Below are 11,773 nucleotides of genomic sequence, written 5' to 3'. Positions count from 1 at the left end.
CGCGATTTCTTCCGGCATTACTTCGAGAATCCGCTGCACGGTTCCATTCCCATCGGTTGGGGCATGGGGCCAACACTCATTGATTGTGCACCGACTTGGGTAAAGTGGTACTATCAACATGCCACACCGAACGACGAGTTTCTTTGCGACGTATCGGGCGTGGGCTACATCTATCCACCGGACTGGGCGACAGCGCTTAAGAATCGGGATGCGGCCTTTCGCTCCTTCTACGACCTCACATGGCAATATATGAGGCGCATGGATATGCACACGCTGCGGTTGATGGGGGTAGATGCAAAGGCCATTGCGAAGGTGGCAGGCTACTTGCCGCAGGTCTCTTTTATCATGGCAGACTACGGTTATCAGGGAGAGCGTTCTTATGACCAGCTGACATACCGACTGCCGAGCGGTCAAGAGGTATTTCGAGCCGTTACCGGTGGAGGCAGTGGAGAGACGCTTGCCAACGAGATACGCCAGCGTGTGGGGGATGTGCGCCCGGCTTTCATCAACGTTTTCGTGATGAACTGGAGCACCAAACTCGAGGACTTACGCGATATGCTTAAAATTTTAGGGCCGGACTACGTAGCGGTAACGCCCTCGCAGCTGGCCGCATTGTATCGCGAGAGTCTCTCCACAACAACCTCGGCGCGCTAGCAATTAACCGCCAGCGCCTAAAGTCGGCGGCTGCTCTTGCTGTGGCAAGCGGCAGGGCTTTGCAGAAACGGGCATCGTGTCCTCTATTGCCAACAAGGAAGAGGGCAGTAGGTTCGTGGAAGCGGCGACTGTCGTTCGGATGGCGGAACATGTCATCTGGCTAGCGATGGTCTCTTTAAGTTGTCCGTAAGCCGCTTTGTGCAGGGCGATGGCCGGGAGGGGTTTGCCGTGGTGATAGCAAATGGGGGAGAGTTGCTGTTGCAGGCAAGCGGATGGAAACAGAGGCTTGCGCGATGGAGTAGTAGTATATGAAGGAGATGGTGAGGGAGGTGGCTGCCTATCTCGGCTTAGGCTCAAGCCTCGGTGATCGGCTACTGAATTTACAAACAGCCCTCCAGCGATTGACCAAAACCGGCGATATAACCATAGAGGAGGTCTCGCCTGTTTACGAATCGCCCCATTTAGGTAGAGAGCCGGAGGATGCCGAGCGTTACCCTCCGCACCTCAATGCGGTGGTAAGAATACGGACGTATCTGTCGCCGGTGGTGCTGCTTGAACGGATACAACGCGTTGAAGCGGAGGGGGGAAGAGAGCGGAACATTTCCTGGGGGCCGCGCACCATAGATATAGATATTCTGCTATATGCGAACGAGAGGATAAAGACGGAGCTTTTAGAGGTGCCTCATCCCGAGATGTCGAAGCGGGCCTTCGTGGTTATCCCGTTGTGGGATATTGCCGCAGATCTCATTCTGCCGGACGGGCGTGAGCTAGGGCAACTTGTAGCCAGCGAATGCATTCAGCGCCAACCTTTGCGCCGTTACGCGCAGACGTTGGTAGGATGGCAAGGAGCTTAGAGAGGATGCAACAGTTTTTTTATGAAGCCGTGGATGCAACGGGCAAGACCGTTGTGGGCAAGATAGAGGGACAGGATGTTTCAGAGGTGCATCGGCGTCTACAACAACAAGGCTATCGTCCCGTCTCATTAGCACCGGCCTCTCCGAATAGTCTGTCGAACGCATTGGATGCCACGCGCCTAACGGGTTTGGAGCCGGCACCGATGCAGCGGCCTCAAGCGTTCAACGAGCCTGTTGTGTCGAGAGCACCGGCCTCAACACGCTTACAAGAGGTTGGAAACGAGCCTCGTAAGGTCGTGTTCACCGGCAATGCGGCGCGCCTACAGGCAACGGCCAAATCGCCTACGACGCGCCCATCTTCACCAAGCTCCTCTAAACTCGGTGGGGTTAGCACGCACGATCTGCTCGTCTTCTTCCAGCAGTTCGCCACGTTGGTTCTCGGTGGCCACACGGTTTATAATGCGTTGGAGGAGTTAGGACGACGTACGCCCAATAGGAACCTGGGTCAGGTAATTAGGGAGATGATGACGGCGGCACAGGCAGGAACGCCCATCTCTGAAGTGATGAAGCGCTACCCGCGCATCTTCCCCGAGCACGTTACGGGCGCGGTGGCAGCCGGAGAGCTGGGCGGTTTTCTGGATGTGATGCTGCCGGAGATAGCGCAAACCTACGAGCAAAATATCGCTCTCTATCGCGGCTCGTGGTTGCCGAAGTTGCTGGCGATCAGCGCTCTGTTTTCTGTGGCCATTGTTATTCCCTTCTTTCCCTCGCTCTTCAGTAGCATGGATTACAAGGTAGGGCTTACTCTGTATCTTAAGCGTGTGGCCTTCATCTACTTGCCGGCCGCCATAGGCCTTCTATTGCTTGCCGTAAACATAGGGCGTTGGATGCAGTTGCCGGAGTATCGTCGCTATCTCGATGCGCTTGCCTTGCGAACACCGCCTTTTGGGCTGTTGCAACGGCAGTTTAGCTTAGCCTGCTTCACACGGACGTTGCGCCGGCTCTATCATGCGGGGGTAGCGCCCGGAACCGCATGGGAAAGCGCCGCTGCTGCTACCCCGAACGCTATTATTCGCGAACGGCTTCTTCAAGCTGCCACCCTCATGCAACGCGGCGCTTCGTTCCCCGAAGCCTTTCAGGACACAGGTCTCTTTACTGGGCAGATCGAAAGTCTGATTCTCACCGGTCATCAGGCAGGGCGGGTGCCGGAAAGCCTCGACCAGGTTGCCGATTACTACCAGAATCTGGTGCTCGATAGCACCGGTAAGGTGCGCCATGCCATGCTTCATATAGGCATAACCGCCATGCTCGTACTGGGAGGAGGCGCCTTTCTCTGGTTTGTCTACTCCTATTTTAACGGAATGTTCCACTTTGTGGACAAGTATTTCGGAAGCTAGAAGTCTTCCGAAGAGGAGGCATTACCATGCCGACATATACCTATCAGGCCAAAGATAGACAGGGTCGCCTATTCGACGGCACTTTGGAGGCCGAAAACCTCGCAGTGGCCGCGGAGCGGCTACGGCAGATGGGCTATGCACCGACGCGTTTGGAGCTATTACAATCCCCTGCGCCGTCGCCAACACTCGAACTTGCCGGCCCTTGGAGGGAGCAACCCACCTCGTTAGCGCCCCTTTCCGAGCCGGAGCCAACGCAAGACCTACCTATTCAGCCCTGGGAGCGGGGTGGGCCGGTGACCCCGCCGAATCAGACCATAGCGGAACCCACCCAGCCCATTGCCACCCCAACGCTTTCTATGAACGCTCCGCATAGCGCCGGCTTCGGAGCGACCATGGCCTCTGCTGCCTATCCGGTGCATGAGAGAGGCGTTCAGGAACGCTCCGGTGAGACGAAAGGCGCTTCGCTGTATCAGCGCTTCCTAGAGACCTGCATCTACCCGGTTTGGAGCGGCGTGTTCCTTGGGAACATGGTGGAGTTTTACCGCCAATTCGCGGCTCTTCTCAACGCGGGCATGTCCCTCTATCAAGCCCTGAGCGCTCTGGAGGCGAACACGCGAAATGGGCAGTTAAAAAAGGTTATTCGCGACATGAAGTGGCATGCCGAGCGCGGCGGAAGACTGTCGGAAGTGATGGTGCGTTACCCATGGGTATTTCCGCAGATGCATGTGGCGATGGTACACGCGGCAGAGCAGGGGGGCATGCTTGACGACGTGTTCCGCCAACTTGCGGAGTATGTGGAGCACGAAGTGGCGTTGCGACGGGTGCTGCGCATGGAGACCTTCTATCCCAAGCTCGTTATTTTTGTTGCTTTCATGATACTCGGCCGCGGCTTTTTGGGCACGAACATGCCTGCGATCTCCGAGCTTGTGCTAAGTGGGCTTGGCAAAGCGCAGTATTCGTTTCTTCAATATCTCAACGACACGGTGGTTTTTGGGCTGGAACTGCTTCTGCCCTTCTTGGCGTTGGTGGTGATCTTTCGGCTTTTCCTGTTCAACATGAAGGGGGTTCGGGAGACGTACGACACCGTGAAAACGAGCTTGCCGGGGCTTGGCAAACTGGTGAAGACCTTCGCGACGGCGAAGTTTCTCCGAACCTATGCGGCACTCTACCATGCCGGTTTTCCTATGTCGGAGACGGTGCGCATTGCCGGAGAGGCTAGCGGAAACGTTCTGTTAAGAAACGCTGCCTTGCAGGCCATGAACCAAGCCCAGTGGGGCGGTGCGGTCTCCGATGCTTTGCATCGTTCGGGGTTTCTCGACCCGGTTGCTTTGAACATGATCCGAACCGGTGAGGCGAGTGGGAATTTGGAGGAGATTCTGCAGAAAACCGCCGATTATTACGAGCAAGAGGGGCAGGTTAAAGCAAGACAATGGGCCATTGCTGTAGGCGTTATCGTGTTTCTATTTGTGGCGATCGTGGTGGCCATGTTCATTGTCCGATTCTACAGTGGGTACGCTGCCAGCGTTACCTCGGCGGGAGGCTAATGCAAGTGGAGAAGCATGGAGAGTCCATCTAAAGACTATTACGCCATTTTAGGTGTAGCCCCTTCGGCCGATCTCAAGGAGATAAAACGGCGCTACCGTGAGTTGGCCCTGCGTTATCACCCCGACGTAAATCCAACCCCGGAGGCGGCCCGAAAGATCACCGAGATCAACGAGGCCTATGACGTGCTGAGCGATCCGGAAAGGCGCTCTCGTTACGATACGGAGCGCCTATTCCTGGCCACACGTCTGCAACAACCCTCTGCCCCTTCCGCCAAACCTCGCACGACTTCGACGCAGAAACCCTCTGCATCTCCGACGCGGCCGAAAGTGGATTTCAACGGCTTTGGGCGCGTGGTACAGGAAGAGACATCCTCACGCCCGCGCCAGGCACCTTTCGCATCACAAACAACCACAACCGGCCGCTCGGCCAGGGCGGAGAAGTTTTTGCATGAAGCCCAGATGGCGTTCTACACGCGGCGCTATGCGGATGCGGAGCGTCTTTGCCGACAGGCCATCGCGCTGAACGTTACCCTCTCGCCCGCCCATGAGTTGCTTGGTGATCTGCTGGCACGGCGCGGCGACAAGGAGAACGCTATAGCCGCCTACTCCTACGCCGTGCAGTTTAACCCCAACAACCACCAGGCACAGGCTAAGCTCGAACGCCTCACCATCAAGGAGCGCTCTCACAGCTCAAGGCCACGGGTAACCCTCTCGCAATCGCACAGAGTCTCTTTATGGGAAGCCCTGGAGGGCATGGAACGCGAGGTGTTTTTGGCTGTTGTTGCTGTTGGGGCCGCTTTTGTTCTCGCATGCGTCTTTGCCCTGCTCTATCTCTTTCCCGGAGATCGGCTTGTTGCCGACATCTCATTCAATCTTATTGTTGCTCTGATATTCGGAGGCTTTCTCTCCGGACTGCTCCTGTCGCTGTATGGACGGTTGCACCCCCTATCGCAGTGCGCTCAGATTTATGTGAGCCGTCATAGAAAGGTGCAGGTAGCGGCCCTGCTGGCTTTCTTGGCCCTTTTTTGGGTCGGGCTATCGTTTGCAGTGTACCTGCTGGGGGCGATATGGCAATGGGTTCGATTCCGACGTCGTTTCTCTCGGTCGCTGCTGATGGTCTACGGATGTGCTTTTCTGTTGTCGGCTCTATTTTGGCTGATCTATCGTCCCAGCAATCCATCTGGCGGGGCTAGCTCTCTAACGCTTCTCATTGCCGGTAACTTTCTCCTGCCTACGCTTTTGGCCGGATGGAAGATAGGAGACCGTTTGCGCCTTTACGGCAGAATATCGGAGTTTTGAAGGTGACGGTCTAAAAAGTGTAATTGCCGCAAAAAGGGCACAAACACCATCGTTTCGCAGACAGACATCGAGGAGTGTTGGCATGTCATTAAGGAAAGGCAAGCAGTTTGGAGCCGTTCCCCTCTTCGACCCAAGGGAGGGGCTGGTGGTGCGCTCGCCCCAGCAGCGAGGAAGGGGCTGGTGGATGGGAGCGCCGTCGGCAGCGTTCGACCCGGCAACAGACACGTTTTACCTTGTCTACCGCGTACGCCGCCCCGCCGAACTCGGGCGCGGGGTGGAATGTCGCATTGCCGCAAGCAGTAATGGGGTGACTTTTGAGGATATCTGGGCGATTTCTAAGGACTCTCTCGATGCGCTGTCGGTGGAGCGAGGTTCGCTGATACAAGCTCCGGATGGCCGTTGGCTGCTTTATCTGAGCTACGCCTCTGCTGCCGATGGCCGCTGGTACGTGGGGTGGAGCGAAGCCGATGCTCCTGAAAATTTTGAGGCGAGCCGTGTATCGGTGTTATTCTCCCCAGATGATGTGGCCTGTGAGGGGGTTAAAGACCCCTGTGCCTTTCTCATAGGACGGATGATCTACCTGTTACTGAGCTATGCCGTTCCCTTGCCGAACCTCACAGAAGAGCAAAAAGCCATGCGCCATGCCACTGGGGATATCTACAACACGGGTTTTACCGAGTCGCGAAGTGCAGCGGCTGTGAGCGGAGATGGGCGCGTGTTTCAGTGGTTAGGAGATGTATCGCCGCAGCATGCGACGCTTCTCCCGGCAAATTTGGAGAAAGGCCGGCAATGGGACGGCTATTGTCGCCGACTCGGGGCCCTTTTGCCCTTAGAGGAGGGAGGCTTTCTCGCCTTCTACGATGGCAGCGCTTCTGTGGAGGGCAACTATGAGGAGCAGACCGGTTTGGCGATTACATTCGATCTACAGCATTACCATTCGCTTTCTCCACACGGCCCTGTTCTTCGCTCTCCCTACGGCAGCGGCTCCCTGCGTTATGTAGATGTTCTGCCGGTAGGGAGTGAGCTTTTCTACTATTATGAAATGGCCTGTGCGGATGGAAGCCATGAGCTGCGCGTGAGCGTGGTGGAACGATAGTTTGAAAAAAGCTGGTATACTAAGCTCTGCTTTTGCAACATTAGGAGAAACCGTTTAAAGATGAACCTGTCTGTTTTGCGTTCCTGCGTGGAACCGAGAATGCCGAAGTGCCTCGGTGTTGCCTGCGGCCTGGTGGGCATCGCCCTGCCGATTGTCAGCTTGGCCGCGCCGCCGAAACCTTCTGCCGTTTTGCAGAAGATGTTCGATCTCTACAAAAACGCGCATAGCCTTTCCATTACGGCGCGAACCTATCAAAAAAGCCTATCAGCCCAGCGAAAAGTGGTTACTTTTACAGTGGTTCGAGAGATAAAAGCAACGTTGCCCAACCGCTTCTATGAGCATTCCACCATCAGTGGCCCCGCGATGCCCCAGAAAAACGGTGTGGTACGCATTATCTGCTCCGATGGCAAGCTGACGACCCTTTACGATGGTGGGCAGAATGTGTATATGCAAGAGCCTGCAGGGCCTAATGTGCCGCCGGCCTATGTGTTTATTCGCAGCATCGATCCCCTCCTGTTGGGCATAGACCTAAAGACAGCCCGCATAACGAAGACGCTACAGTATCATGGGCAAAACGCCTATGTGATACAGGTAGGTCTGGCGCTGCGGCCGGATGTGAGTGCAGAGATGCGGGCGAAAGTGAAACCTTTAGAGCTTACCGTGTCGCAAGGCAGCTACCGATTAATGCGCATTGTAGACCCTAACCAGGTAAACGCCGCCGTTCTTGGGCTCGATACGGAGATTTTGGATCAGCAGATAGGGGCAAATATTCCCGAATCCGTGTTTCACTTCGTACCGCCAAAAGGTGCACGTCTGTTTAAGCCGCCCGCTCCACAAGCAGGCGGTGTCCCCGGCATCCCGTCAAAACCGCATCCTTAGGAACGAGGTTATCCGGAGTGCCAGAAGGACGCCTGCGCCTCTACATCGTTCGGCACGGTCAGACCATCTGGAATGAGGAAGGGCGAATGCAAGGGCATACCGATGTCCCTCTGGACGCAGAGGGACATCGGCAGGCGGAGTGCATAGCCGCTCGTCTCGCGGCCCTTCCTCAACCGCTGCAAGCCGTTTGGTCTAGCGATCTCCTGCGTGCTCGTGTAACAGCGGAGGCCATCGCACGCCGTTTCAACTTGCCCGTGCAGGCCACACCGTTGCTGAGAGAGACGATGTTGGGGGATTGGGAGGGGCTAACGCGTGCCGAGATTGTGGCCCGTGGCGATAAGGCTCTTCTTGAGGCCTACGACCGCGATTCCTTTTACAATCGCCCTCCCAACAGCGAGCCGCTCAGTCATGTTTGGCAGCGCATGCTGCAGGTTCTACAAACCATACGCGCGGCTTTTCCTGCCGGCGGGCAGGTGGCCGTTGTGGGGCATGGCAGCAGCCTGCGAGTTCTCTTTTGTAATGCGTTAAAAGCGCCTATGGAGTCTATGCCCCGTGTGTGGGTAGATAACGCCTCTTTGAGCCTGATAGAGGAGGAACCGCGAGAGCCAGAGCCGTTTGCTCGGCTGCTTTTGCTGAATGACACGTCCCATTTAACAAAATGATACGCCCGCTGCACCCGTTAGTCTACTTTCGCCGTAACCCGGCGAGAGTAGCGCCTTTAGTGTTTGTAATTATGCTGGCCGTGATGTTGGTGGCCTGTGTGGTTACCATTGTCGACTCGATCCAGTTGACCATCTATACGCTATACGGATATAATCGTTATTTAACGGGGCTAACGCCTCGTAATGCCCTCGACATCCCTTCGGCTCAAATAGAGCGCATCCGCAAACTACCCCAACTCGGTGCACTTTATCCGGCACACTCTTACCAGGTGCTCATTAAAACCATCTTCGGCAAAATGCCTTTTCCTATTTTTGGGCTTAGTCCGGACGGGCGTCGGATGCTTTTGGAGCGGAGCCATGTTCGGTTGATAGCAGGTCGCATGCCGAGGGAGGGGCAGCCTGAGGCGGCGATATCGGACGATGTCGCCCATAATCTGAAAGTGCCTTTAGGCGGTGTGTTGGCGAACCCGAACTCTTTGGATGACTACGCACCCGTGCCGATCCGCCTTGTGGGGCTGCTGCACGGCTCGGTATGGCTGGGCATTACTTCAAAATCGGAGGTGGATAAAACATCTCCGTTCAGTTTTGTCGGCTATTTGGCCTTCGCCCCAAACGCTTCGCCGGCGGCTCAAAGAGCTTTAGATGCGGCGATTGAGCGAGTGGTAGATCATACCCAGGTGCGGGTTTGGCGCTTCGCCGATTTAGTTCATGAAACGGAGAGCGCTCTCTCTAATCTCTATCTTATTCTCAATCTAGCCATCGGCATTATCGTATTTGCCATCGCTTTCGTCTGTGGGCTTCTGGCCAACATCTATTTTTCGCAGCGCCTGCCGGAGATCGCGATGTTGGCGGCGATAGGCTATCATCGAGGGTTCTTGCTGAGACGGGCGCTTGGGGAGGTTTGCCTCTATTGTTTATGCGGCTGGGTTTTAGGCGGACTGCTGACGATCGGCACACTCTGGGTCATTCGGGCGGTCTTCCTCGCTCCCAAAGGTCTACTGCTCGATATTTTTGACCCTACCGCCTTTGTGTTCACGCTGCCACTGCCCATCACCATTGCGCTCTTCGCTTTAGCCACAATCGCCTTCCGTTTGGCCTCGTTAGACCCCGTAAGCATTATTGAGCGGCGCTAACGAGGTTAGCGTGCATTGGCGCGGAGCACTTTGCCGGCCAAAGCGTTGGTGAGCCGGCCGTTTTCTAGGGCGACGGTGCCGTTCACCAGAACCCACTCAATACCTAGGGGATAGGCATGGGGGTGTTCAAATGTGGCCGTATCTATCACCCTTTGCGGATCGTATAGGGTGATATCCGCATAGCAGCCTACTCGCAGAAATCCTCGATCGGTAAGACCCATTCGCGTTGCCGGAAGGCCCGTCATTTTGTAGATGGCTTCCGCTTCGGAGAGCACCTGTTGTTGGCGGACGTAGCGCCCTAGCACTCGAGGAAACGTGCCGTAGACGCGAGGATGAATCTGGTCTTGTAGGGAGCGCTCGTTTACCTGAGAGGCCACGGCATCGGAGCCGATGGCAGTATAGGGGTGTTGCATTACGCGCACGATATCCTCTTCGCCGATTGAGAAGTTGATGGCGCTTACAAAGCCCTCCGTCTCAACGATCAGATCGAGGACGTACTCGACAGGGTGTTTTTGGGTCTCTTGGGCTAACTCTGCGATAGAGCGGCCCTGCAGCTCCGGTTTGCCACGGCAGACCCCGAGTCGGATATTTTGCCAAGGCTCTAGATCGTTCCATTCCGGATGGGCGGCAAGAATTTCGTGAACGATTTGGCAGCGAAATTGCGGGTTTTTAAGGCGGCCGGCCATCTCCTCATTGGTGCCCTGTTGGGCCCAACGTGGCAGCGTTTGCACCACCAAAGAGGTCATGAAAGCGGGATAGGGATACTGGTCGAGTTGGACATCGAGGCCTTCCGCACGCGCTCTATCTACCATGGCCAAGGTGATCTTGGTTTTGCCCCAGTTTTTTATTCCCTCTGCCTTGTGATGAGAGAGTTGTAGGGGAACCTGCGCTTTGGCAGCAACCTCTAGAGCCTCCTGCACCGATTCGACGAGGGTGTCGCCCTCATTGCGGAGGTGAGTAGCATAGATGCCGTTGTATTTGCGCACGAGACTACAAAGGGCGGCCAGTTCGTTCACATCGGCATAGCCGGAAGGAAGGTACTCTAAACCGGAGGAGAGGCCCCAAGCACCGGCTACCAACGATTCTTCGAGGAGACAGCACATGGCGCTCAACTCCTCGTCCGTGGGAAGCCTATCGGCCATACCCATCACACGTTTGCGAAGGGTGCCATGTCCGACTAGGGGAAGAAAGTTCGTGCCGATGCCGTTCTCTTCTAAATAGCGGAGAAATTCGTTGAGGTTGCTCCATTCAATATGTTTGCCGTAGGCGGCGAGCCAGCGCTGTTCGAAGGCAAAGAGAGGGTCATGAAGCGCGAGGCCAAGCGAGATGCCGCAGTTGCCGACAACTTGAGAGGTTACCCCCATGGCGATGGCGCTGGACTGCCACGGATTGAAAGGGGCCGAGATGTCGGAATGGGTGTGGATATCTATAAAACCGGGCGCCACATGCAAATTTTTGGCGACGATGGTACGTCGCGCCTTTGCTTGTGAGAGGTCGCCAATGGCCGCAATACGCTCGCCCACAATGCCGATATCTGCTTGGAAAGGGGCGGCGCCGGTTCCCTCGAAAAGCAGACCACCGGTGATAACGATATCAAAAGAAGGCTCTGGTTGCATGCGGCTACCTCAGGCAGTAGATTAGAGGTGGACGGGATGATCGGGAAGCAGCTCTTCTACGTGCCCATCGTGGAAGCCGAATAGCACGCGAGAAGCCAGCCCGTTGAACAGACCTACCTCTACTACTCCTACGATCTGCTTAAGCCTTTGTTCCAACTGGGGGGGGTCGGCAATCGCCTCCATGTGCATATCGTAGATATAGAGGCCGTCGTCGGTAAGATAAGGTTCGGGACTATCGGGCGCTTTGGGGCGAAGCAGCACTTTCTGGCAGAACCGCTCGAGGCGACGCCGCGTGAGGGTATGGCCAAAGGGAACGACGGCCACAGGGAGGGGGTGCTGCCCGAAGGGCGTATGGCGTTTCGTCTCATCGCAGATGATGATGAGTTCTCGGCTTGCCTGCGCCACGATCTTCTCTCGAAGGAGCGCGCCCCCGCCTCCTTTAATGAGAGAGAGGTTCGGCCCAACCTGATCGGCTCCATCTATGGTGAGGTCTAAGGCCTCCACTTCGCAGAGGTCTATAAGCGGGATACCCCATTCGGCGGCCATTTCGCGTGAGCGTGAGGAGGTGGCAACGGCCCGGACGTGGAGGCCTTCCGATTTAATGCGCTCTCCGATCGCTTGAATGGCGAAAGCCGCGGT

10 protein-coding genes and 1 pseudogene are annotated in these 11,773 nt (G+C 56.1%); 9 read left to right on the top strand and 2 right to left on the bottom strand.

The window, feature by feature from the left end:
• The 9 genes and pseudogenes from VKV18_RS04360 to VKV18_RS04320 all read left to right on the top strand — a co-directional run.
• Positions 1–654: pseudogene (locus VKV18_RS04360) on the top strand (hypothetical protein); the annotation flags it as partial.
• 308 nt (positions 655–962) lie between these two features.
• Positions 963–1,508: a 2-amino-4-hydroxy-6-hydroxymethyldihydropteridine diphosphokinase gene (folK, locus tag VKV18_RS04355; RefSeq protein ID WP_324203004.1), complete on the top strand. Its 546-nt coding sequence runs from the start codon at positions 963–965 to the stop codon at positions 1,506–1,508.
• A gap of 5 nt (positions 1,509–1,513) precedes the next feature.
• Entirely contained in the window at positions 1,514–2,905 is a 1,392-nt protein-coding gene (locus VKV18_RS04350) for a type II secretion system F family protein (RefSeq protein WP_324203003.1), read from the top strand.
• A 26-nt stretch (positions 2,906–2,931) separates the two neighbouring features.
• Positions 2,932–4,449: a type II secretion system F family protein gene (locus VKV18_RS04345; RefSeq protein WP_324203002.1), complete on the top strand. Its 1,518-nt coding sequence runs from the start codon at positions 2,932–2,934 to the stop codon at positions 4,447–4,449.
• A gap of 15 nt (positions 4,450–4,464) precedes the next feature.
• Positions 4,465–5,748, top strand: a complete 1,284-nt coding sequence (locus tag VKV18_RS15925; RefSeq protein ID WP_324203001.1) for a DnaJ domain-containing protein — start codon at positions 4,465–4,467, stop codon at positions 5,746–5,748.
• Between the two features lie 82 nt (positions 5,749–5,830).
• Positions 5,831–6,844, top strand: a complete 1,014-nt coding sequence (locus VKV18_RS04335) for a hypothetical protein (protein WP_324203000.1) — start codon at positions 5,831–5,833, stop codon at positions 6,842–6,844.
• 60 nt (positions 6,845–6,904) lie between these two features.
• Positions 6,905–7,723, top strand: a complete 819-nt coding sequence (locus VKV18_RS04330) for a DUF2092 domain-containing protein (RefSeq protein WP_324202999.1) — start codon at positions 6,905–6,907, stop codon at positions 7,721–7,723.
• A 17-nt stretch (positions 7,724–7,740) separates the two neighbouring features.
• Positions 7,741–8,385 (top strand): histidine phosphatase family protein, encoded by a 645-nt coding sequence (locus VKV18_RS04325; RefSeq protein WP_324202998.1) that lies wholly within the window; start codon positions 7,741–7,743, stop codon positions 8,383–8,385.
• Positions 8,382–9,518, top strand: a complete 1,137-nt coding sequence (locus VKV18_RS04320) for an ABC transporter permease (protein WP_324202997.1) — start codon at positions 8,382–8,384, stop codon at positions 9,516–9,518. Before VKV18_RS04325 ends, VKV18_RS04320 begins: the two co-directional genes overlap by 4 nt.
• 5 nt (positions 9,519–9,523) lie before the next feature.
• Here the strand turns inward: VKV18_RS04320 and VKV18_RS04315 are convergent, their stop codons facing one another.
• Both VKV18_RS04315 and rpiA read right to left on the bottom strand, forming a co-directional pair.
• The gene (locus VKV18_RS04315; RefSeq protein ID WP_324202996.1) at positions 9,524–11,134 is read right to left on the bottom strand and encodes a D-aminoacylase; all 1,611 of its coding nucleotides are present in this window, start codon (positions 11,132–11,134) and stop codon (positions 9,524–9,526) included.
• Positions 11,135–11,155: 21 nt separating this feature from the next.
• Positions 11,156–11,773 (bottom strand): ribose-5-phosphate isomerase RpiA (gene rpiA / locus VKV18_RS04310; protein ID WP_324202995.1); only part of this gene is annotated, 618 nt, incomplete at its 5' end.

Origin of the sequence: Chthonomonas sp. (assembly GCF_035294505.1) — a bacterium.
Taxonomy (GTDB): domain Bacteria; phylum Armatimonadota; class Chthonomonadetes; order Chthonomonadales; family Chthonomonadaceae; genus Chthonomonas.
This window is presented reverse-complemented; position numbering and strand designations above follow the sequence as displayed.